General features: G+C 61.3%; 20 protein-coding genes and 1 pseudogene. 10 read left to right on the top strand and 11 right to left on the bottom strand.

From position 1 onward, the window contains the following. Nucleotides 1-63: 63 nt before the first annotated feature. Nucleotides 64-762, bottom strand: a complete 699-nt coding sequence (locus ABIT12_RS00835) for a LuxR C-terminal-related transcriptional regulator (protein ID WP_348044327.1) — start codon at nucleotides 760-762, stop codon at nucleotides 64-66. Between the two features lie 257 nt (nucleotides 763-1,019). Here ABIT12_RS00835 and ABIT12_RS00840 point away from each other — a divergent pair, with 257 nt between their 5' ends. Next, nucleotides 1,020-1,334, top strand: coding sequence for a helix-turn-helix transcriptional regulator (locus tag ABIT12_RS00840; protein ID WP_348044329.1), 315 nt, complete (start codon nucleotides 1,020-1,022; stop codon nucleotides 1,332-1,334). A gap of 122 nt (nucleotides 1,335-1,456) precedes the next feature. Here ABIT12_RS00840 and ABIT12_RS00845 read toward each other — a convergent pair whose 3' ends face one another. Both ABIT12_RS00845 and ABIT12_RS00850 read right to left on the bottom strand, forming a co-directional pair. After that, complete coding sequence (locus ABIT12_RS00845; protein WP_348044331.1) at nucleotides 1,457-3,205, bottom strand: hypothetical protein; 1,749 nt, start codon at nucleotides 3,203-3,205, stop codon at nucleotides 1,457-1,459. 70 nt (nucleotides 3,206-3,275) lie between these two features. After that, complete coding sequence (locus tag ABIT12_RS00850) at nucleotides 3,276-3,548, bottom strand: DUF2277 domain-containing protein (protein ID WP_348044333.1); 273 nt, start codon at nucleotides 3,546-3,548, stop codon at nucleotides 3,276-3,278. A 126-nt stretch (nucleotides 3,549-3,674) separates the two neighbouring features. Here ABIT12_RS00850 and clpS point away from each other — a divergent pair, with 126 nt between their 5' ends. Further along, the gene (gene clpS / locus ABIT12_RS00855) at nucleotides 3,675-3,980 is read left to right on the top strand and encodes an ATP-dependent Clp protease adapter ClpS (RefSeq protein ID WP_348044335.1); all 306 of its coding nucleotides are present in this window, start codon (nucleotides 3,675-3,677) and stop codon (nucleotides 3,978-3,980) included. 283 nt (nucleotides 3,981-4,263) lie between these two features. After that, complete coding sequence (locus ABIT12_RS00860) at nucleotides 4,264-6,285, top strand: methyl-accepting chemotaxis protein (RefSeq protein ID WP_348044337.1); 2,022 nt, start codon at nucleotides 4,264-4,266, stop codon at nucleotides 6,283-6,285. A 141-nt stretch (nucleotides 6,286-6,426) separates the two neighbouring features. Here the strand turns inward: ABIT12_RS00860 and ABIT12_RS00865 are convergent, their stop codons facing one another. From ABIT12_RS00865 to ABIT12_RS00885, 5 genes are all read right to left on the bottom strand, one after another. Beyond that, the gene (locus ABIT12_RS00865) at nucleotides 6,427-8,331 is read right to left on the bottom strand and encodes a diguanylate cyclase (protein ID WP_348044339.1); all 1,905 of its coding nucleotides are present in this window, start codon (nucleotides 8,329-8,331) and stop codon (nucleotides 6,427-6,429) included. 125 nt (nucleotides 8,332-8,456) lie between these two features. Next, nucleotides 8,457-11,066, bottom strand: a complete 2,610-nt coding sequence (locus ABIT12_RS00870; RefSeq protein ID WP_348044341.1) for an EAL domain-containing protein — start codon at nucleotides 11,064-11,066, stop codon at nucleotides 8,457-8,459. 221 nt (nucleotides 11,067-11,287) lie between these two features. Further along, entirely contained in the window at nucleotides 11,288-12,208 is a 921-nt protein-coding gene (locus ABIT12_RS00875; RefSeq protein WP_348044343.1) for a flagellar motor protein MotB, read from the bottom strand. A gap of 22 nt (nucleotides 12,209-12,230) precedes the next feature. Then, nucleotides 12,231-13,094 (bottom strand): flagellar motor stator protein MotA, encoded by an 864-nt coding sequence (gene motA / locus ABIT12_RS00880; RefSeq protein WP_348044345.1) that lies wholly within the window; start codon nucleotides 13,092-13,094, stop codon nucleotides 12,231-12,233. Nucleotides 13,095-13,491: 397 nt separating this feature from the next. Beyond that, nucleotides 13,492-14,757, bottom strand: a complete 1,266-nt coding sequence (locus ABIT12_RS00885; protein ID WP_348044347.1) for a glycoside hydrolase family 27 protein — start codon at nucleotides 14,755-14,757, stop codon at nucleotides 13,492-13,494. 290 nt (nucleotides 14,758-15,047) lie between these two features. On the opposite strand from ABIT12_RS00885, the gene ABIT12_RS00890 reads away from it, so the two are divergent. From ABIT12_RS00890 to ABIT12_RS00900, 3 genes are read left to right on the top strand one after another with little or no spacing between them, the layout of a single operon-like run. Further along, nucleotides 15,048-15,413 (top strand): metalloregulator ArsR/SmtB family transcription factor, encoded by a 366-nt coding sequence (locus ABIT12_RS00890; protein ID WP_348044349.1) that lies wholly within the window; start codon nucleotides 15,048-15,050, stop codon nucleotides 15,411-15,413. Further along, nucleotides 15,410-15,943, top strand: a complete 534-nt coding sequence (locus ABIT12_RS00895; protein ID WP_348044351.1) for an SRPBCC family protein — start codon at nucleotides 15,410-15,412, stop codon at nucleotides 15,941-15,943. The genes ABIT12_RS00890 and ABIT12_RS00895 overlap by 4 nt, the downstream gene beginning before the upstream one ends. A 23-nt stretch (nucleotides 15,944-15,966) precedes the next feature. After that, a complete protein-coding gene (locus ABIT12_RS00900) occupies nucleotides 15,967-16,404 on the top strand; it encodes an SRPBCC domain-containing protein (protein ID WP_348044353.1) in 438 nt (145 codons plus the stop codon). On the opposite strand, the gene ABIT12_RS00905 is transcribed toward ABIT12_RS00900, so the two are convergent. Continuing rightward, nucleotides 16,401-17,330, bottom strand: a complete 930-nt coding sequence (locus tag ABIT12_RS00905; protein WP_348044359.1) for a DMT family transporter — start codon at nucleotides 17,328-17,330, stop codon at nucleotides 16,401-16,403. The two genes, ABIT12_RS00900 and ABIT12_RS00905, sit on opposite strands and share 4 nt — an antisense overlap. Before the next feature lie 200 nt (nucleotides 17,331-17,530). Between ABIT12_RS00905 and ABIT12_RS00910 the strand changes: the two genes are divergently transcribed. Next, nucleotides 17,531-17,911 (top strand): VOC family protein, encoded by a 381-nt coding sequence (locus ABIT12_RS00910; RefSeq protein ID WP_348044361.1) that lies wholly within the window; start codon nucleotides 17,531-17,533, stop codon nucleotides 17,909-17,911. 60 nt (nucleotides 17,912-17,971) lie between these two features. Here the strand turns inward: ABIT12_RS00910 and ABIT12_RS00915 are convergent, their stop codons facing one another. Further along, nucleotides 17,972-18,841, bottom strand: coding sequence for an aldo/keto reductase family oxidoreductase (locus tag ABIT12_RS00915; protein ID WP_348044363.1), 870 nt, complete (start codon nucleotides 18,839-18,841; stop codon nucleotides 17,972-17,974). A 96-nt stretch (nucleotides 18,842-18,937) separates the two neighbouring features. Here ABIT12_RS00915 and ABIT12_RS00920 point away from each other — a divergent pair, with 96 nt between their 5' ends. The 3 genes and pseudogenes from ABIT12_RS00920 to ABIT12_RS00930 form a co-directional block, all read left to right on the top strand. Continuing rightward, complete coding sequence (locus tag ABIT12_RS00920; RefSeq protein ID WP_348044365.1) at nucleotides 18,938-19,849, top strand: LysR family transcriptional regulator; 912 nt, start codon at nucleotides 18,938-18,940, stop codon at nucleotides 19,847-19,849. A 169-nt stretch (nucleotides 19,850-20,018) separates the two neighbouring features. Then, nucleotides 20,019-21,014: an OmpA family protein gene (locus ABIT12_RS00925; RefSeq protein WP_348044367.1), complete on the top strand. Its 996-nt coding sequence runs from the start codon at nucleotides 20,019-20,021 to the stop codon at nucleotides 21,012-21,014. Nucleotides 21,015-21,066: 52 nt separating this feature from the next. After that, nucleotides 21,067-21,354: pseudogene (locus tag ABIT12_RS00930) on the top strand (LysR substrate-binding domain-containing protein); the annotation flags it as partial. Nucleotides 21,355-21,791: 437 nt separating this feature from the next. Here ABIT12_RS00930 and ABIT12_RS00935 read toward each other — a convergent pair. Further along, nucleotides 21,792-22,262, bottom strand: a complete 471-nt coding sequence (locus ABIT12_RS00935) for a hypothetical protein (RefSeq protein ID WP_348044369.1) — start codon at nucleotides 22,260-22,262, stop codon at nucleotides 21,792-21,794. Between the last annotated feature and the right edge of the window lie 137 nt (nucleotides 22,263-22,399).

Consider the following 22,399-nt stretch of genomic DNA (forward strand, 5'->3'; position numbering starts at 1 on the left):
CCATGGCAGACAAACCCCTGACCGGCGAAATTGTTCAGTGTTTCGGCGAATTTGCTCGAAAACTCAGTGCAGCATGTCGTGTCGGATCACTTCGGCCACTGTATGCACCCGGTTCTTGGTGCCCAGCTTGTTCCCCACATTGTCGACGTGCTGGTTGACCGTCCTTGGCGACATCCCCAGGGCCACGGCAATCTCCTGCGAGGTCAGCCCTTCGGCCGAAAGCTGCATCACCTGCCGTTCGCGCGGCGTCAGTCGTTCTGGCGCGATCTTGATGCCGGCGCCGCGCAGCGAGCGCGTCTGCGCAAACAGGCTGTAGGCCAATAATTGCAGCGCGGTTTCCCGCTCACGGTTTAGCGGGGCATCGCCGGAAAATGCCGCCAGGCCGACAATTTTGCCGTCGTGGCTGATCGGCACCATGACGCATTCTACCATGTCGTTTTTTCGGGCAAATTCCAGCAATGGATCATTGGGCGCGGTAAAGCGTTCGCCGCCGAACCGTTGCACACCACCCTTCTCCAGAAGCGCCTCAATGCTGGCAGTATTGGTACGCAGCCCAGCGGCAACATAGTGCGACCACCAGTCGCCGCGACTGGAATCGCTGTCGAGGACATGCAACGCCGATTTCAGTTCGCTGACATATTCGATGAGATAGCCACTGCGAAATCCGAACGAAGCAGCAATTCCGCCCAGCAGATCAATAATCTCGGAGTCGGTTCTGGCCTGTCGGATCCGGCCCAGAAAACCTTCCAGCAATGCCAGCATCGAAGATATCCCCCCGGTTCCTGCGCTTACATGCAGGATCAGGCTAGACCTCAAGTCGGCAAAAGTCATCGTCCCTCGTCAAAAATAACATTGTGAAAAATCACGATGCGAAATCTGCCGCGGTAAAATTTACCAATGGCATTTGTGACAACGTAATTCCTCACAATTTCCAAGGACTTATCGACAGTATATATTGCCCCTTGCGAACTGGAATTCTTCGGGTGCGGCGCCCGAATTCAGGACGATGGGTGGACGACATGAGCATTTTCGATATTGCTGTTGATCACGAACGCGAACGCAATCCTTACGGCCTGAGCCCCCGCGAACGCGAGATTGCCACCCTGATGGCGCGCGGCCTGACCAATGAGCAGGCAAGCCATCAGTTGGGCATTTGCCTGGCCACTATCGAACAAGATTTTCTTAGCCTCATGGCCAAGCTCGGCGCGCGCAATGCCGCCCATCTGCGCCATCTGATCGGCACGCTGACTTCGCTCTACCTGCCACAGGTTGGCAGCATGGAGCCCATTCAGGATTTCCGCGACGGCTTCGGTGTCTCCACCCACACCGCCTGAGCAAACACCCCGCATTTAGTTTCGGGCAGGCACCACGTCCCCCCGCGTGCCACCGAATGAGAGGGGAACCCCTTGTCCCTAACGGGTTCTCCTCTCTCCGCTTTCCCTGGCGCTTATTTCAGCTACGGCTCCGCCCCGTAAATCTGCAAGGCCGCATCCGGAGTCGATTGCAGCCTCAACCAATCCCAACCTGGTTCGCGGGCCAATCGCGCCGCAAAGCCGGCGGTCGCTACCAGTCCCCGGCACAACACCACCCCACTGATCCCGCGCTTGATGGCAACCGCGCGCGCCCTCTCGGGCGTGCCAGTGAAAAACGCCACGCTATCGGCGATGCCGGCGCTATTGCGATGATATCCGGTCGCCACCACCGATTGCGGGGTAAACAACAATGTGGCCGCGCCAATTTCGCTTTGTGTCAGCACAATGCCCTTCGGCAAGGCCGCAAGCGCGGCGTAATTTGCCCGATCCAGGCAGGCACTCCACCCCAGTTCGCCGCCCGGCACCGTCGCGCGTGGCACCAACCCCTGTAATGGGGCAAACAGCGACAATTGCACAACGCCGGCAACCCCCAGCCACGCTGCCACGGTCATCGCCGCTGCGCCTAAACTGTTGCTCGCCTTGAATTGCGCCCAGGCCATGGTGGTCAGCCAGATGCACGGCGGCAGCGCGAACACCGCCGCCAGTCGTGCCCCCCGGATTTGTACCAGCGTCAGCGCCATGGCCGCTACCGCAAAGGCCAGCAGCACCAGCCAGTCGATGCGCTCATCACCCCGTTCTCGCACGATCCGCCAGATGGTGATGGCACTCCCCAGCAGCGGCGGCAGCAGCAGCCCGATCGCTACCGATGGGGTTGCCTGCACCCGCACCAATGCCGATTGCGCCTCGGGAATATTGGGAAACATCGTCCGCGCGAGCATCGGGTCGAGCTGCGCATAGGGTCCGGCAAGGCATTGCGGAAACAGCATCGCCTGCGCCAAAGCCGCCGCCGCGCCCATCGCGGCGATCACCAGCAGCCGCAGCCGCCAGTCCCCCATCCGCGGCAAAACCAGCGTCGCCAGCAGCAGCACTGCAGCGGCCAGCCCACATGCTACCGCATAGGGCAAGGACAGCACATCGCAGGCTACGGCAGCAAAGTCCTGCGGCCGGGTCGTCGCCAGAAACAGCAGCACCGCCCCTACCCCGAGCGCCGCCGCAAACCAGCGCACTGGCAGAACCGACCCGCGCGGCCCAAACACCAGTTGCACCCCGACAATGACAATTGCCACAATGGCAAACGGCAAGGTCTCCAGCCCGATTGCCAGGCTCAACGCCACGGCAATGCCGCCGAGGCCCGCGGCCGACGCCGATCGCCGTCCAGCCGTGAGGCACAGCAGCAAAGCCGCCATCAACAGCATCTGCACATTGTGATGATCAACCCGCCCCGGCGCAAACTCGGTCAACACCGGCAGCGACAACAGCGGCACAATCAACGCGGGCAGCGCCGCTCCCGGTCCACCAAACCGTCGCCCGAGGCGATAGCTCAGAACCAGCATGACCATCAGCAACGCGGTCGGCCACACCAGCATGGCCGCAGTTATCGCCCCAGCGTCGCCAAGCGGCGCCGCCAGTGCCATCAGCGCCGCCAGCGGCACGTCCGCCAGGCGTGGCCAATGCATCAGCGTGCCAAACGGCGCGTTGTCGCGAAGCTGAAAGACGTCGTTGAACGCCTGTCCACGCAGAAAATCCCGCGCCGTCACCAGCCGCATCACATCGTCGGTGTCCCCGAACATGTCGGTGCCCTTGAGCGCAAAGGCGATGCGCAGCGCCACAAAAATGGCGATGCCGGCAACGGCGAGCACCAGCAAGCGCCGGTCGATCTTCTGCTCAGCCATTTATCGCCCCAGCTCGCTGCAACAGTGTGAGCATGGCCCGCCCAGCGTTAAAGCCGCTTCAACAGCACCCTCATGGGCGGGCGTAACGCTCCTTGGCACGCTCGCGCGCCTTTGCCACCACGACGTCGCGATCGCGCGGCGGCGCATTGGTATCGAGCATCTTCAGCAGCCGGCGCACGATCTGCTCTACATCCTCCACCGCCGCCTCGAAGGCCGCCTCATTGGCCTTGGACGGATGGGTATAGCCCGAAATCTTGCGCACGAATTGCAGCGACGCGTCGCGCATCTCATTGCTGGTGGCGGGCGGCTCGAAATTGAACAGGGTCTTGATATTGCGGCACATGACACGGCTCCGTTGGCCACCCAACTTCCCACTCCCTGCCGCCTGCCGCAAGCCGGACCCGATCAACTGTCATTGGTTTGGGGAGCAGCTTTATGCTATGCACATCCTCCGGCAGGAGCAGATTCCATGGCTGATACCGGCACCAAAAACCGCACCGAAACCGCACCAAAAACCGCGCGCCCGCCGCTGCACAAGGTCATCCTGATCAACGATGACTTCACACCGCGTGATTTTGTCGTGCGCATCCTCAAGGCCGAATTCCGCGTGCCCGAAGCGCACGCCAACGGCATCATGCTCACCGCCCATACCAAGGGCGCTTGTGTCGTCGCCGTGTTCACCAGAGAAGTGGCCGAGGAAAAGGCCACCAGGGCGACCGAAATTGCCCGCGATCAGGGCTATCCCCTGCTGTTCACTACCGAACCGGAAGAGTGAACGTCGGCGTCTCAGGCGCCCAGCTATGCAAATTTTGCATGCGTCACCATTTCTTCTGACATTCGAATTTAACGGCGGATTAACCCTGTTTTAGTACCAAGGGTATGGACGCAGGATTACCTCATTCGCCCCGCTGGCAACGGCTGGGCCGGGCAATCGACGGGACTTCCATGCCCCCGTTGGCCCGCAATACGCCTGAACTGCATCAACTGCCCACGGGCAGATCTGAACCCGTTCGCCGCTCGTCCGCCGTCCCCGATTCCTCTTGTTACCCGGAGCCACCGTGTCAACCCTGTTCACCGGCAGCATCGCCCGCCGCCTTTATAGCCTGCTTTTCGTGTTCGCCCTCGGCTTTGCCGCCATCGTCACCTATCAGTTGATGTCACTGCGCCAGAACCTGGATAGCTTCAAGCGCACGGAAATCCAGAGCGTGGTGCAGGCGGGCGCCAGCGTGGTGCAAAACTACTACGATCAGGCCCAGGCCGGCACCATGACCACCGAGGCGGCACAGGCCGCCGCGATCGATGCGTTGCGCCACATGCGCTACCAGGGCGAGGAATACCTGTTCATCGACAATTTCGACTACGTGAACGTACTGCACACCTACCAGCCTGAAAAGGAAGGCAAGGATCGCAGCGCCACCGTCGATGGTAACGGCAAGCTCTATATGAAGGAAATGATCGACGAGGCCCGCAAGAACGGCAGCCATTATGAAAATTACCTGTTCAAGGACAAGGACGGCTCGTTCAAGGACAAGGTCAGCTACGTACAGGCCTTCGAGCCGTGGAAATGGACCATCGCGTCGGGCGTGCTGATGACCAATGTGCAGGCCATCTTCATGCAGGCAGCGCTCACCAGCGCCACCATCACCATCGCCGCCATGCTCGTGCTGCTTGGCCTGGGCGTCTGGATCGCCCGCAGCATCAGCAAGCCAATTGCCGCGCTCAACGTCAGCATGATCCGCATGGCGGAAGGCGACTTCGACGTTGATCTTCAGGGCAAGAACCGCCGCGACGAAGTGGGCGACATGGCGCGCGCCGTCGAAGTCTTCCGCGAGAACGGCCTCAAGGTCTCGCAGATGACCCAGGCTGAAGCTGCCCGCATCATCGCCGATGCCGCCGCCCGCCACCAGATGATGGTCGAACTCCAGGACGCTTTCGGCCAGGTGGTGGATGCCGCCATCGCCGGTGATTTCAGCCACCGCGTCGAAACCGAGTTCCCTGATCCTGAACTCAATGGCCTGGCTTCCAGCGTCAACAACCTGGTGTCCACCGTCGATCGTGGCGTCTCCGAAACCGGCCGCGTGCTGACCGCTTTGGCCGAAACCGATCTGACTAAGCGCATGGAAGGCCAGTATGACGGCGCCTTCGCCAAGCTGCAGGCTGATACCAATTCGGTGGCCACCACGCTGTCCGAAGTGGTGACCCGCATCAAATCCACCTCGCGCGCCCTCAAGACCGCCACCGGCGAAATCCTTGCCGGCGCCAACGATCTGTCCGAGCGCACCACCAAGCAGGCAGCCACCATCGAGGAAACCTCGGCCGCGATGGAGCAGCTTGCTGCCACCGTGTTGCAGAACGCCGAGCGCGCCAAGGACGCTTCGATCAACGCTGCGGCCGTGACCCGTACCGCTGAAGAAGGCGGCGCCGTGATGGGCCAGGCCAACGAAGCCATGCTGCGCATTACCGCGTCGTCGGGCAAGATTTCCAATATCATCGGCCTGATCGATGACATCGCCTTCCAGACCAATCTGCTGGCGCTGAACGCGTCCGTGGAAGCAGCCCGCGCCGGCGATGCCGGCAAGGGCTTCGCCGTGGTTGCCGTCGAAGTGCGTCGTCTGGCCCAGTCGGCCGCCAGCGCCTCCGCCGACGTGAAGCTGTTGATCGAACAGAGTGCCAACGAAGTGCAGGGCGGCTCCAAGCTGGTGGCCGATGCCGCCGCCCGCCTGGTCGCCATGCTGGAAGCAGCCCGCGCCAATAACGCCCTGATGGAAGGCATCGCCCGCGAAAGCCGCGAACAGGCCTCGGCCATCGAGGAAGTCACCATCGCCGTCCGCCAGATGGACGAGATGACCCAGCACAACGCCGCTTTGGTGGAAGAAACCAACGCTGCCATCGAACAGACCGAAAGCCAGGCCAGCGAACTCGACATCATCGTCGATGTCTTCATCACCCGCGAAACCCAGGTCCAGCCGCAGGAACGCCAGGCTCCTCCCAGCGCCCCCGCCCGCAAGGTCCAAAAGGCCGCCAGCGCTTATCTGAGCCACGGCAACGCAGCTGTGTCACAGGACTGGAACGAGTTCTAAGCGCCACCCGCGGCGAGGTCAGATCCGCAATCAGCCCCCATTCCGCCCCGCTCAAGGGTCACGGAATGGGGGTTTTTCATTGAAGAAATCTATTGGGACGGACCCTGGTCTGGTCGAACCCGAGGCCGAACGGGGCCCGGATCACCGCCCGATGCTGGCCTTGCCGCGTTTGACAATCGGCCGCCAGATGCTGATCCGATCGCGTCCACCGGCCTTTGCGGCATAGAGCGCCTTGTCGGCCATGGCGATCAACTCGGGCGAATAACGCAGATATTCGCCTGCCGCATAACTCGAGACCCCGATGCTGGCCGTGACCACGCCACGCTCTGAGGCCTCGTGTGGAATGGCAAGCCCAGCCAACTGCTTGCGGAATTCCTCGGCCACCACCAGCGCGCCCGCTTCGTCGGTATCAGGCAGAATGGCGACAAATTCCTCGCCGCCATAGCGCGCGACCACATCGGCCGAATGCCGCACGGAATTGCGCAGGCACTGGCTGACTGCCCTCAGGCATTCGTCGCCAGTCGGGTGTCCATAACGGTCATTATACAGCTTGAAGCGATCCACATCGATCATCAGCACACTGATGGCGTGCTGGCTCCGAATGCTGCGGGCGATCTCGATCTCTATGGCCTGGTCAAAACTCCGCCGGTTGATCAGCCCGGTCAGACCGTCCGTGCTGGCCAGCAGCTTGAGTTGCTCGGTGGCCTCCAGCAGCGCAATTTCGGCGTGCTTGATCTTGGTGACGTCCGACACCACCACCATAGATGCCCCGTCAGTGGTCAGCTTGGTGCGCAGCAGCAGCCAGCTTCCGTCGAACAGATGAATTTCTTCTTCGCCATCGGCATGCAGCGAAGCCGCAATCTCATCCACCCACTGATCCGTGCCATAGTGAGGTACGGTGATCTGCTCCCCGGTTTCGACCACCGCCACAAGAATATCGCGAATATGCGCACCCGGCCGGCGCGCATCAGCGGTGAGCGGAAAACACTGGCGATAGCGCTCGTTCGAAAACACCAGAAAGCCGCTGCTGTCGAACATTGCCAGCCCATCCGACATTTCGGTGAGCGCAAACGACAATTGATTGCGGCTACCAGTCAATTCGCCGCGCAATTGCTTGTCGGCGGTGACGTCGCGGGTTACCCCCGCCAGGCCGATAATGGTGCCACCGCCATCACGCAGGGGCACCTTGGACGTCGAAAACCATCGTGCCACGCCATGCGCATCGCTGAGGTTTTCTTCAAAATCGATCAGTGATTCCCCGCTGTTCATCACCCGCTGCTCGGCCAGGAACAGCTCCTGCGCCCGGCTCCAGTCGGTCAGGTCAAAATCGGTTCTGCCGATCATGTCGGCCGGTCGGCTGAAGTGATGCAGCCCCGCCACCGCTTCGTTCACCGCCGCAAATTCGCTGCGCCGGTTTTTGACATAGGTATAATCCGGCGCCTGCCCGAGCGCGGCCACCAGCAGGTTGCGTTCTTCAAGCGTCCGGCGCAATTGCACCAGAACCAGCCCGACCAGGACGGTGGCAACAAAGTTGATGACCGCCACGGCAGGTCCCAACCGCGCAAGCGCTGCATCGGCAACGCCCGCAGGCAGCAGCGCCATACTGATGAAATTGATCACCACCACTGCGACGCCCAAAAATGCCACTTGGCGGGGTTGCACTTCTTTTGGGCCAAGCAGGAAATAGCCGCCGAGCCCGACCGCCGCCGCCAGCACCATGCCGACGAGGGCGGACAAAAGCCCGTCGCCGCCGGAAACCGCGCGGAAGACCGTCGCCGTCAGCGCCGTCACCACCCCGGCATAAGGCCCGCCGAAAAACGCGGAAACAGCGATTGTTGCAACACGAAGATCAAAGAACACGCCGGGGCGCAACTGCACCGCCATCAGCATGGATGCAATGGCAGCGCCGCCCATGCAAAGGCCAAAAACCGCGCTGCGCACCCGAAGATGCGCCGAGTTCAGCCAATGGCGGGTATGGATCCAGCCGGAGAAAAACAGGGCGACCACGGCTAGATTGCCGATCAGAGTCTGCCATAGGGTGGTCATCGCCGCGGTAACGCCTCCTCACGAGGTCCCCACCTCGTTGTACAGGCAATTGCCATCCATTCCGTTAATGGTGGAACGGGAATTAATCCGATCACTAAGACCGGGGCCGTCCGCCGCGAGGAAGTCTATGAACTCAGGCGGCGGCTCGCAGGGCGCTTGCCGGAAACTGGAGTACTCTTGATCCCCAACTGGTCAAACAGCGCGGCAATAGCACCGGCATCGACCGGACGGCTCAACAGATAGCCCTGCACTTCGTCGCAGCCATTGCGAACCCATTCCAGCTGTTCGGTCGTTTCCACGCCCTCGGCGGTGACCCGCATGCCCAGCGATCGGCCCAGCCCGATAACGGCCCGCACGATAGCCTGGCTTTCTTCATTGCCCGGCAGGCCGCTGATGAACGAGCGGTCGATCTTGAGCTTGTCGAACTGGAATTTTTGCAGATAGCCCAGCGACGAATAACCGGTGCCAAAGTCGTCAAGGGCGATCCGCACCCCGAGTTCCTTGAGCCGCCGCAGCGTCGCCGTGTTGGCCTTACTGTCGTTCAACAGCACGGATTCGGTAATTTCCAGTTCCAGCCGCGCGCTGTCCAACCCCGCCGACTGCATAGCCGCGCTCACCGTCTCCACCAGTCGGTCATCGCGGAACTGTCGTGTTGACAGATTGACGGCCACCGAGACGCCGGCTGGCCATAGCGCTGCCTGGGCGCACGCTGTCCGCAACACCCAGTCACCAATCGCCACGATCAGCCCGGTTTCCTCGGCGATGGGGATGAACAGGTCCGGCCGCATCAGCCCGTGAACCGGATGACGCCAGCGCAGCAGTGCCTCGAACCCGCAAATCGCATTGGCCTTCAGATCAACCAGCGGCTGATAGGCCAGTTCGAACTCATGGTTGTCCAGCGCCGTGGCCAGATCGGCTCGCAGGAGCTGCCGCTCTTGCAGGCCCATTTCCATCGCCGGCTCGAAGAAACAATAGCCGCCCCGCGCTTCTTCCTTGGCAACATAGAGCGCGATATCGGCGTTCCGGAAAATCCGGTCGGCATCATTGCTGCCATCCGCCAGGGCAATACCCACGCTGGCTCCGACCCTGATGGTCTGCCCTTCGATCAGGTGCGGTGTATGCGTTGCCCCCAGCATCCGCTGCACCATGTTCATCACACTGGCGCGGTCCGAGTAGTTCGACAGGATCGCGGCAAATTCATCGCCGCCCAACCGCGCAATGGTGTCGCCCGGCCGCAGGCAGTCGCGCAGCCGCTCCGCGGCCTTTGAGAGCAGAGTATCACCTACCGGGTGGCCCAGCGTGTCGTTGACCTCTTTGAAGTGGTCGAGATCGAGCAGCAGCACCGCCACATTGCCACCGGCTTCCAGCGCCCATTTCAGCCGATCCTGGAACAGTGCCCGATTGGCCAGGCCCGTCAACGAGTCATGATGGGCCAGATGCACGATTTCATCGTGGGCGCGTTTGCGCTCGGAAATATCGCGGAAGAAAATCGATAGGCTGTCCGGCGCTGGATAGGCGCTGATACCAAGCCAGATTTTTCGGTCCTGCACAAAAATTTCGAACTCTTCCGGCTGTCCGCTGGCGATCGCCTTGCGATAGTGATCGCCCTCGCCCGACGTCGCCGCCGCCGGAAACAATTCCCACAGGCTCACGCCCACCCGCAGCCGTTCCGCCAGATTGATGGTCTCGACGGCGCGGCGGTTGAAATAGGTCACCTTCCAGTCGCGATCCAGCACCAGGATACTGTCGCTGGTGCTCTGCAACACCTCCGCCAGCCGCGCTTCGCTGCGCGTCAATTCCGCCCTGCTACGCTCGACCGAGCCGCGCAATTGCCGCTGGGTATGCAGCATCCAGTATTCCCGCAAGCCGGTAACCACCGCAAACAGCAGCGCCACCAGCATGGCCAGTACCACATAGGGTCCTTCTGCCAGCACGCCGGTCGCGCTACCGCAGATCAGGATTGCCGCAATGGCCGCTGCTGGCAGTGCTGCCTGGGCGATGGCCCGGCTGTTGCGCTCCACCGCGTTCATTGGTGCCAGCTTGCGGCCTGATCTCGCCGCCATCTGCTCGCAGGCCGCCCAGGCAATCAGCAGAGCCGAACTCATCCACAGCAGCTGGTTGATCCCAAGCAGCCCGCGTTGCCCGCCCATCAGTGCCAGCGCATAGCGGAAATCGGCCACCGCCTCCGCCAGCACCGCCAGCACCAGCAGGGTCATGATGAATCGCTTGCCACGCTGGTCGTAGGCAATCAGCGATGCCACGCCGAAAGCGGCAACGCCGAACCACAGCGCCGGATAGGCAAAGGCGACAATCGTCGGCCATAGTCCGATCTGCGAAGCGCTCAGACTCTGATTGAGCAGGAACAGGCTCGACAGCGTCACTGCGCAGCTGACCAGAATGAAATTGTAGACCTGGCCGCGGCTGACCCGCGCGCGCATCTTGCCCAACTGGAAAATGCCGGCGGCAAAGAAACCCGCCATCAGGAAATAGCCGGCCTCCGGCGCCGATGGAAAGGCCACTGCAATATTGGCGAGCGCGCAATAGAGGTAAAACAGATTGCCCAGCAGATAGAGCGTCGAGCCAATACCGAAATTGATCCAGGCGCTCCGCTCGCCGCCACCCCGGCGCCGCGCTGCCAGGAAGCAGAAAATCGCTGCCGTCAGCGGGGCAACAATGGCGCCAAGCTGGGATACAGTTTCCAGCCCAACCATGGTCGATGCGAAGACTTTGGGCACCGCCCACAGTCCGGCGACGAGCAGCCACAAACAGGTGAAGATACTTGCTCGGCGAACGGTCGTCACGGAATGTCTCTTTTGCAGGGCGATACCAAGGCCATAATCGCCCACAATACCTGCTTAAATCGATAACGCCGCTACTGCTGTTTGAAGCATGCAGCAAACCCGACGCCGGATTGCTCCGCCATCGGGTTGCTCGGAAGGGCGCTGATGCTCCACCTCTACGGCGTCAAACCAGCCGGGACCGGCGGCGCTTCATGCAGCAAGGTGATCTTCACCCGCTCATTGGAGGCCAGATACGGCTCGTTCGGAAAAAACGGATCTGCCGTGGACCGGCCAATCACCGAACTGATGCGTTCATCGGCCAGACCGAACTCGCCCAGAATGGTTCGCACCGTATTCGCCCGGTCGCTCGACAGCTCCCACGGGCCGTAGCGGGGATTGCTGTATTGCGCCCCAGCGGCGGTATGCCCCGAAATCGTGATCTGGTTGGGCAGTTGCTGTAGGATCGGGGCCAGTGCCGCAATCGCCTTGCGCGTTGCCTCCACCGGATACTTTGACCCTTCGGGGAACATCGGTCGCCCCTCCTGATCGACGATCTCGATATTGAGCCCTTCGGGCGTCTCATCGATCAGCAGATTGTCGGCAATCTGGGCCACTTCGGGCATCGCCTGCCACGCCTGCCTGATGCTGGCTGCGGCGGACTGGAACGCCTGCTCTTCCTTGGAATCGAGCTGGGTCTGGGAGGTGCCGATCGACTTGTCCTTTTCCCCCAGCTGTCCGTCCTTGCCGCCGGTGCCAGCATCGGGCGAGCCGAAGCTGCCGTTCTCGGGCGAAACCGACGCATCCTTTTTGGAATCGATGGGGGAGCCGGCCATCTTGGCGCCCTCGACGTCCATTGCCGTGCCGCTCATGATGCCGCCGGCGCCACTGGTCGCCAGGCTCACATTGGGGGGGGCAAAATAGTCGGCCAGACCCTTCTTCTGCTCAGGCGTGGTCATGCTGATCAGCCATAGCAGCAGGAAAAAGGCCATCATGGCGGTCACGAAGTCGGCATAGGCAATCTTCCAGGCACCACCATGGTGATCATGGGCGGCCTTCTTGATCTTCTTGATGATAATCGGTCGATCGAAGTCTGCCATGATGCTTCTCTAACCTTGCCCGCTAATTGACCAGTGACAGGTCTGCCGTCGCCTGATCGACCTCAAGGAAGGTCGGGCGATCTTCCGACATCAGCGATTTGCGGGCGAATTCGATTGCCATCACCGGCACATAGCCGGAAATGTGGGCCAACAGGCCAATCTTCATCGACAGCAGATATTTGTCTTCGGCCTCATAGATATTGCGCAGCGCCTGAGCCATCGGGCCGAAAAACCCATAGGCCACGAACACGCCGAAGAACGTGCCCACCAGAGCGCCACCGATCATGTGGCCGAGCACTTCGGGTGGCTCGCTGATCGCGCCCATGGTGTGAATGACGCCGAGCACGGCGGCCACGATGCCCAGCGCCGGCGTACCGTCCGCCAGCGCCTGGATGGCGCCAACCACACGGTGGTTTTCCTGATGATGGGTTTCCAGCTCTTCGGACATCAGGTCGTCCAGCTCATGGGCATTATTGGTGCCCAGCGTCACCATGCGCAGATAATCGCACATGAACTCCACGGCGTGGTGATTGGCGGCAAATTTAGGAAACTTGGAGAAAATCGCCGAGTCATGCGGATTTTCGATATGGGGTTCCAGCGCCAGCAGCCCCTTGGACTGCACCAGCTTGAACAGGCTGAACTGCAATCCCAGCAGCTCGATATAGGCGGCCTTGTTATAGCGCGGACCGCGGAACAGCGTCCCGAAAATACCCGTACACTGCTTGAGCACCGCACCGGTATTGCCGATGATGAAGGCGCCGACTGCCGCACCGAGAATGATGAGGTATTCGAAGGGCTGCCATAGCACGGCCATGTGACCGCCGACGCCCAGATAACCGCCAAACACACACGCAAAAACGATAACCACGCCAATGATCAGACGCATTGATACTCAAACCCAGGTTTTGTGGCCGTTCAGGATTGCCCGCTTCTGCGCGCTGCCGGCCAACCACGGTTTCTGCACCCAGAACTCGTAATTTTGCCTGCCCCCTGACCGAACTGTTTGTCCCAATATTTATGCAGTTCTGCTGGCAATCTTCTGTGCCGCATCCCTGCCAATACCGGATTCGCCGCGAGAGCCGTTACCCTGCTCCCATGGCCCATTATTGAGCGTTTAACCTTAACAGCCGGTATACCCCGCCCCGTTCACGCCAAAGTGCCGCAGCCAACTCCACCAACAGTGCGGCCGACGCTGCTTTCACACCATCGGCCGATCACCTGATAACGCTGGTCAGAACTCAATCTGCTCCCTCCCCTTGTGGGGAGGGAGGGGGGTCTGCTCGCTAAACCACCAGGCGATACAGCCCCGAGCCATGCGGCGGCAGCGTGGCGGTGAACATCTCATCCACCGCACCCAGTTCCTTGCCGGTCCACAGATCCTTGACCTTGGCCCTGCTCAATCCCAGCCGCGCCAGCTTGAACGGCACATCCTTGGTCTTGTCCGTCGTGTTGAACAGCGCCAGATAATGATCGTCCGATCCGTCGGCCCTGGCGGTCCAGATGCGCGTACCGTCCAGTTCGAAATGCGGCCGGTTCTGTGAACTTGCCTGATTGACGGCGATCACGTCCCCGTTGGTCAGCAGCGCCAGCGTTTTGGGATCGAGATGCCGCAGGTCGCCACCCATGATCAGCGGTGAGCGCGCAATCGCCCACAGGCTCATCAGCGTCTGCTGCTCGTCGGGCGTAAAGCGGGTATCACGGGCACCCAGCGCCAGCCGCCCCAGCGGCAACATGTCGGCGTCGGGCCAGGCGCCCGGCCGCATATGGGGGTTCCAGTTTTCCAGGCGCACGAACTGCGCGTCCAGCATCGCCCACTCATCCCAGAAATCGTCGCTGATCCGCCACATCTGCGCGAATTGCTGCACGTGCCATCCCCGGATCACCGGCGTTTCCCCCGGCGACAGCGACAGCGACATCGGTCGCCCCGAATTGACGATGGCGTGATGAGCCGCTTCAATTTCCGGCGCATGCGCATCATAGGGACGGCTCATGTCGTCCATCTTGATGAAGTCCACGCCCCAGGAGGCATAAAGCGCAAAGATCGAGTCGTAATAGGCCTGCGCGCCCGGCTTGCTCATATCCACGCCATACATGTCCGGGTTCCAGCTACAGATGCTGGCGATATCGGCAATGTCCCCGGCATGCACATCGGTGCCCAGCACCGGCAGGTTCCGCTCCACCGCAAGGCGCGGAATGCCGCGCATGATATGGATGCCGAACTTGAGCCCCATCGCATGGATCTGCTCGCCGATCGGCGCAAATCCTTTGCCATTGGCCGCCGACGGAAACCGGTTCAGCGCCGGGATTACCCGCCCATACTCGTCCATCGTCGTCCTGGGCGTGGTTGAGTATTCGTAGCTGCTGGCACCCGGCTCATACCACTGGATGTCGATGGTGAAGATGTCATAGCCCGCCGGCAGCAGCTTCTCGGCCATGATCCTGGCATTGTCGAGCGACTGCTGCTCGGTAATGGTGGTGGCAAAGCTGTTCCAGCTGTTCCAGCCCATCGGCGGCGTCGGCGCCAAAAGGCTTGCTTGCGATCCTGACACTATCTTCTCCAAAACTCTTTTACGGCAATGCGCCGTTCGCTGCAGAACAGCACCCCGCCCGTCTATCGGCAACTCGTCCATGCCAAAATTGAAACGTTTTCAAATGCAATTTGCAAGGGGCGTCGCGGACTGTGCCTCCAGCCCTTGCCGGATCTGTTCTGTCGATGGCCGAGCCGTCAATCAGCATCCGCTCGCGCTTGCCTCCGGCACGCCATAAAAATTCAACCGTTAAGTTGACAATCAATGCCGCACCTATATACAACCGCAACGTTGAATAATGGATGCCCTTCATGCTCGATCAAGATACGCCGCAACTGGACCTGGTCTTTCACGCGCTCGGTGACCCTACCCGCCGGCGCATGCTGCGCGCCCTCGCCGATGGCGAGCAGACCATTGGCCAACTCGCCGAACCGTTTGCGATCTCGCTGTGGGCCGCCTCGAAGCACGTCAAGGCGCTGGAAACCGCCGGGCTGCTGCAGCGCGAGATCCGTGGCCGCACCCACATCTGCCGCCTCGACCCCGGCCCCCTCGCCAGCGCCCAGGAATGGCTGAGCTATTACGAACGCTTTTGGACCGGCCGGTTGGATGCACTCGAACAGCTGCTGCGGCATCTCGATGCGTCCAAGACCAAAACCACCAAAGGAACCAAACCATGACCGATCTTGCCATGCCCGACGCCTATGCCGTGATCACCGAACCCGCAACCCTGACCATGAAGCGGTTGCTGCCCGGCCCGATCGAGCGCGTCTGGACCTATCTCTCCGACAGCGATTTTCGGCGCCAGTGGCTCGCTGCGGGCGACATGCAAACCAAGGCCGGCGCCCCGTTCACCCTGACCTGGCGCAATGACGAATTGACCAACCCACCGGGAGATCGCCCCGAGGCTTTTGCCGGCGAGCACAGCATGGACAGCAAGATCACCCAATGCCGCGAGCCTTATCTGCTCGGCTTCACCTGGGGCAATACCGGCGAAATCTCGATCCAGCTTGAACCACGGGGCGATGACGTCCTGCTCACGCTCGTGCATAAGCGCCTGCCCGGCCACCCTGACCGGATCAACATCGCCGCCGGCTGGCATGCGCACCTCGACCTGCTGGTCAATCGCGTATCTGGCCAGACCCCCGGCCCGTTCTGGGACGGCTTCCTCGCCTTGCGCGCCCAATACGTCCAGCGCCTGCCCGCCTGACGCATCCACAAGGAACCCGCATCATGTCCGATCAGAACTTCACCACCAGCTTTACGGTCGATCAATCGCCCGAACAGGTCTTTGCCGCCATCAACGACGTCCGCGCCTGGTGGGAGGGCGATACTACCGGCGACACCGACCGCCTCGGCGGCGAGTTTACCTATCGCTACCAGGATATGCATACCAGCACGCAACAGATCACCCAGTTTGTCCCCGGGCAAAAGATCGTCTGGCACGTCGTCGATGCCAGCCTCAACTTCGTCCAGGACAAAACCGAATGGACCAGCACCGACATCGTCTTCGATATCACCGCCAGGGGCGACCAGACCGAAGTCCGCTTCACCCATGTGGGCCTTGTCAACAGCGTCGAATGTTTCAATGACTGCTCCGGCGCCTGGACCTATTACATCACCAACAGTCTGCAGGCCTTCATCAAATCCAGCCAGCCCGTGCCCGCCTAAACCTTGGCAAACCGCGTCCGCAGCGCGATCAGCACGCCCGCTGCGGCAATGATCACCATCCCGGCAATCGTCAGCCCTTCGGGCACATGGCCAAACACCAGCCAGCCCGAAAGGCCAGCCCACAGCAGGTGCATATAGGTCACTGGCGCCAGCAGCGATGCCTGCGCATAGCGATAGGCGGCGGTGAACAGGAAATGCCCCATTCCCGCCGTCACCCCGAGGCTGAGCATCAGCACCAGTTGCAGCAGCGTCGGCGCATGGTCAAACCAGAACCACGGCAGCGCAAGGCCAAAACAGATCGCCCCGATCAGCGCGGTGTAAAACAGCAGCGTCAGCGTCTTCTCGCTCGCCGCCAACACCCGCGACAGCAGATAATACACCACCGAGAACCCGACATTGCTCAGCGCCAGCACGATGCCGATCGGGTCCAGCCCGCCGCCTGGACGCACGATAAGCAACACGCCGCAAAATCCCAGCAGCGTTGAAATCCACCCCACCAGCCCGATCCGCTCCCCCAGCAGCGGCCGCGCCAGCAGCACCACCAGCATCGGCGCCAGATAGACAATCGCCGTCGTCTCGGCCACCGGCATATGCTGCAGCGCCAGTCCGAAAAACAACGTCGCCACCACCAGGCAAATCGAGCGCAACAGCACCAGTCCAGTCCGCCGCGTCTGCACCAGCCGCCTGCCCTGCACCGGCCCCAGAATGGCGATCATCACCAGGCAATGCACTATGTACCGCGTCGCCGCCACCGCCGGCACCGGGAACTCGCTCACCAAAAACTTGTTGGCCGAGTCATTGAGCGCAAACAACGCCGTCGCCCCGATCACCAGCGCAATCCCCAATAGCGGCCGCGACGCCTCATGCACATGCGCCGGCGCAGTCTCGGCATCATCCGGCGTAATCGGCGTATCGGTGGTGGTCATTGCTGTCCCTGGGACATGGGACGAAGCGCCCAATTCTGCCCAATGCTAGCAAGCGCGCATTGCTGGGAATAGGGGCGGGTTTAAGGATGCGGTTGTGAGCAAGGCTCAGCAATGGCCCTCTACCGCAACACCTGCAGCCCCTTTACGCGCGAACGGGTTAGGGCCAATCTCGCTGGCCCTCCCTCCGCGCTGGCTGCCCCATGTCATTCCACCTCAACCACGTCTCCATTCTCGTCCACGATATCCACGCCAGCACCAAATTCTACGTCGATACCTTCGGCTGGCCGATCGTGCGCACCTCCGGCGATCCAATCACCGGCCAATGGCTCGCCATCGGCGGCAGCGACACCCTGCATCTCAACCAGGGCGACACGGGTGGCACCAAGGTCAGCAAGGACAACCACCTGGCCCTGCGCACCGACGAGTTCGACACCGTCCTCGCGCGCCTCACCAGCATCGGCGTCACCTGGTATGACTGGCCAGGCAAGCCCAACTCCATAGGCTATCACCCCGCCGGTTTCCGGCAGGTCTATGTGCAGGACCCGGACGGCTATTGGGTTGAGATCAATGATCAACGCTAAGACGGCGACGGTTGGCTGCGGCGAACGCTCAAGTCCGCCGCCCCCAGTTCTCGCCACCTACTAAGCCGCCGTCTTCGCGACGCCTTCCAGTTCTGCCATCACGGCATCCGACAGCATCACATCGGCCGCCGCCAGGTTTTCGTTCAGATGTGCCACCGATGAGGTGCCCGGGATCAGCAGGATGTTCGGCGATCGCCGCAGCAGCCAGGCCAGCGCAACCTGCATCGGCGTGGCGTCAAGCCGGGCAGCGATATCGGTCAGCGCACTCGATTGCAGCGGCGAAAACCCGCCGAGCGGAAAGAACGGCACAAAGGCAATGCCCAGCGCCGCCAGGCGATCCACCAGCGCATCGTCGGACCGCTGCACCAGATTGTACTCGTTCTGCACGCAGACAATCCTGGCGATTTTCATCCCCTCTTCTACCTGCGCCAGCGTTGCATTGCTCAGCCCGATATGGCGGATCAGCCCCTGTTGCTGCAACTCGGCCAACACCGTCAGCAGCGGCTCGACCGAGCCTTCGGTCGGATGCAGCCCAAACATCAGCCGCATATTGACCACGTCGAGCACATCGAGCCCCAGATTGCGCAGATTGTCGTGTACCGCCTGGGTCAGTGCATCCGGCGACATCGCCGGGTTCCACGAGCCGTCAGCGCCGCGCGACGCGCCGATCTTGGTGACGATGGTCAACCTGTCGCCATAAGGATGCAAAGCCTCCCGGATCAACTGGTTGGTCACGTGCGGGCCATAAAAGTCGCTGGTGTCGATATGGTCGACGCCTTGTTCTACGGCAGCGCGCAACACCGCAATGGCGCCGTCATGGTCCTTGGGCGGCCCGAAAACGCCGGGGCCGGCAAGCTGCATGGCGCCATAGCCGAGGCGCTGCACGGCGCGGTCGCCAAGGGTAAAGGTGCCGGATTGTTCGATGGACATGAGCGATCTCCTTTTCAAAGACAACGCACAGATGGGCGCTTCTGCTGCGTCCGATAATCCCCTACAATCTGCACAACCTGTGCGGAGAGCCGAACAATGCAAGCCGACCTCGGCGATCTCAACGCTTTCGTCGCCGTCGCCCGCGCCAAAGGCTTTCGCGGCGCCGCCCGCAGCAGTGGTACCAGCCCGTCGGGTCTCAGCGATGCAGTCCGGCGCCTCGAAACCCAGTTGGGCGTGCGCCTGCTGCACCGCACCACCCGCAGCGTCGGCCTCACCGAGGCGGGCCAGGGCCTGCTTGACCGGCTCTCGCCCGCGCTCAGCGAAGTGCAAGCCGCGCTCGATGTGGTCAATGGCTTCCGCGAACGCCCTGCGGGCACCCTGCGCCTCAATGTGCCGGGCAGCGCCGCCCGCCTGATCCTGCCGGCCATCGTGCCCAAATTCCTCGCCGCCTACCCCGAGATCCGCCTCGATATCAGCACCGATGAGAGCTTTGTCGATATCCTGGCCGAAGGCTGCGACGCCGGCATCCGCTACGACGATACGCTGGCCCAGGACATGATCGCCGTACCGATCGGCCCCCGCCGCCAACGCGCCGCCACCGCCGCGTCAGCCCAATACCTCGCCCGCCACCCCGCGCCGCACCATCCCAAGGACCTGTTGCAGCACGCCTGCATCCTCAGCCGCTTCCGCAGCGGCGCCATGGTCACCTGGAATTTCGAGCGCGACGGCGAAACCATCCGCGTCGAACCCACCGGCCCCCTGCTCACCACCGCCGGCAACGGCACCGAACTGGCCGTGGATGCCGCCATCGCCGGCACCGGGATCATCTTCATGTTCGAAGACTGGCTCCGCCCCCACCTCGACGCCGGCCGGCTGGTGCCGGTACTTGAAGACTGGTGGCCCAGCTTTTCCGGCCCCTTCCTGTATTATCCCGGACGTCGCTTGGTTCCTGCGCCGCTGCGGGCCTTCATCGATTTTGTTAAGGCGATGCCACCACCGCTGCCTTAGGATGGTTTTGACTTAGGGGACGCGCGGCTTTGGGCTGATTTGCCAAAACGTTGATTATGACAAAGTATTGGCATGCTTCTTTTCAACGCCATTCAGCCTGCATTCACCGTCAGCACCGTACCCAGAAAAATCGAGCGACCCAGTCGGGTCTCATTACCGGGAGAGTCCCATGCTGAAAAAAATCGGCCTGTTGGCAGCACTGTTCGTAGCGGCGATGATGATTGGCATTTCGCCCAGTTGGGCTGACGATTGCCCAGCAATCGAGGGTTTTGGCGATATTGAAAATATCCCGGTTTATGCAGGATCGTGCCTTCTGGCAGCAGCAGACGATGGGTTCTCGAAATACCAGCTTCCCACCGGCCCGATGAAAGGGCGCGCCCTCTCGGCGTCTGAAGAATTGCAGGGGTTGCTGCAGCGCCGCCTCTATGTCGCCCCAGCCGGTGTGAGTGCCAACGACCTGTTTGAAAACTATCGGGCGGCTCTGATCGCAAACAATTTTGAGATTGTGTTTGAGTGCGCGGCAAAGCAATGCGGTAGCTCAAATGCCTTGCTCGGCAAGCTTGTGATCTATCCGCCGGATCGCAAGATGTCCAATCTCGGCAAGACCTCTGAATTCGCCATGTATATCGGCGGCGACGAACATTTTCTGGCTGCCGGCTCAGCGGATGGGCAGCGCCATATCGCCCTCTACGTCGCCCAAAACCAGGACGGCGCCATTGTGGGCAATGCGGCTGGCCGATCGGCGGCGCATCTTGATGTGGTGACTGCGCAAGACCTGCAGGCCAATATGATCGATGCGGCTGCCATGGCAAAGGGCATTACCGATGAGGGCCACGTTGCCGTCGACAATGTGTATTTCGCCCTTGGCACCGCCCAGCTTGCCCCGGAGGCCGCACCGGCAATTGCCGAAATGGCCAAGCTATTGACTGAAAATCCGAAGCTAAAGGTTTTCATCGTGGGTCACACCGATTGGATTGGCGACGCTGATGCCAACCTTGCTCTGTCACAAGCGCGTGCAAAATCCGTGGTGGCAGCTTTGGTCGAGGCGGGTATTGCCGCCGAACGGATCGAGCCGGCTGGGGTGGGCATGTTGGCCCCGAAGGCGAGCAATTCGACCGATGCGGGCAGGACCTTGAACCGTCGGGTCGAACTGGTCGAACGCTAAGCCTTGCTGGTACGCCAAGCCGCCGCCTCAGCCGAATACCTCGCCCGCCACGGCACGCCGCACCACCTGGTATTTTGAGCGCGACGGCAAAACCACCGCCGGCAACGGCACCGAACTGGCCGTGGATGCCGCCATCGCCGGCACCGGGATCATCTTCATGTTCGAAGACTGGCTCCGCCCCCACCTCGACGCCGGCCGGCTGGTGCCGGTACTAGAAGACTGGTGGCCCAGCTTTTCCGGCCCCTTCCTGTATTACCCCGGACGTCGCCTGGTGCCGGCCCCGCTGCGAGCGTTCATCGATTTCATCAAGGCGATGCCGGTGGATCAGGTGACCCCCTGATGCTGCTTGCCGTTGCCCTGGACAGCAGAAATTGCCGCCTGGCCTTGCGGCGTTGCGGTTGCACGGTAACGGGCGGCCATTGGACCTTCCGAAACAAATAAAGTAGCCCACTGGCCGCCCGTCACGATCCGCTTTTATGCAAGGGTCCGGTTCAGACGCACCATTATTGCAGATGCGCATGCCGAGTTTCCACCCGAGCTGGACAGGCGCCCCCATCCCACGATCTCCCCGCCCGACCCTGCGTGGGGGCCGCGTGTGTGACGGGGATGGGTGGATGATGCCACGAGGTTTGGGGGTGGGGGATAAGTTTTTTGCGCGGGAGGGCGGGACGAGATCGATGACGGCTTACGACCCCGCTGCGGTTGTTCTAGGTTCCGATTCGCAATCCCTAAAGCTGCTGTACGGTTGCGCATAATCCCCATTATGGGATCGAGTACTTAGATGCCCTGCCGTTGGATATAGTCCAGAACCTTCTGGTTAATTCGGTGTCGAATTTCGAGCTGTTTAGGCGACATAGCACGTTTCCCCAACGTGCTGTTTTGGAATTGATATTCCCAGCTAGTCAGAACTCCCTGCTCGTAGAAAAACACGGTAGAATCTGTATTGAGCGCTTTGGAAATGTCAGCTCGAATACGCTTGATGCCCACAAAAATTAGGTCAGAGCGAAGGCCTAGGAAACGCTTCACGCATCGGTTTCCAACCTCAGCGTGTTGACCATTGAGCGTGTTGGACAGGACGCAAATTTCTATAATTGGCGTGTGCCCGCACAAACAGGTTTCCGCTTCGTCCGCCTCATAGATTTGCTTCAACTTCCATTCTTTTTTAGCAAGCTCCCAATCGGTGGCCTGACTCAACGTAAGAATTGCCTCCTTTAGCTGCTTGAAATTATGCCCCTCCCCGCCAGCCATAATCGCCCCTATGGGTCGTGTCCCGGGACGTGGTGTAGCTGAGTAGCGCGGTAGTCATCGGCGCTTTCCGGTAGGGTCTGGTTGCTTACACCAACCCTTTACCTGAAGGACCACCGATGACCGACGCGATGATGAAC

This window comes from Devosia sp. (genome assembly GCF_039927955.1).
Lineage (GTDB): Bacteria > Pseudomonadota > Alphaproteobacteria > Rhizobiales > Devosiaceae > Devosia.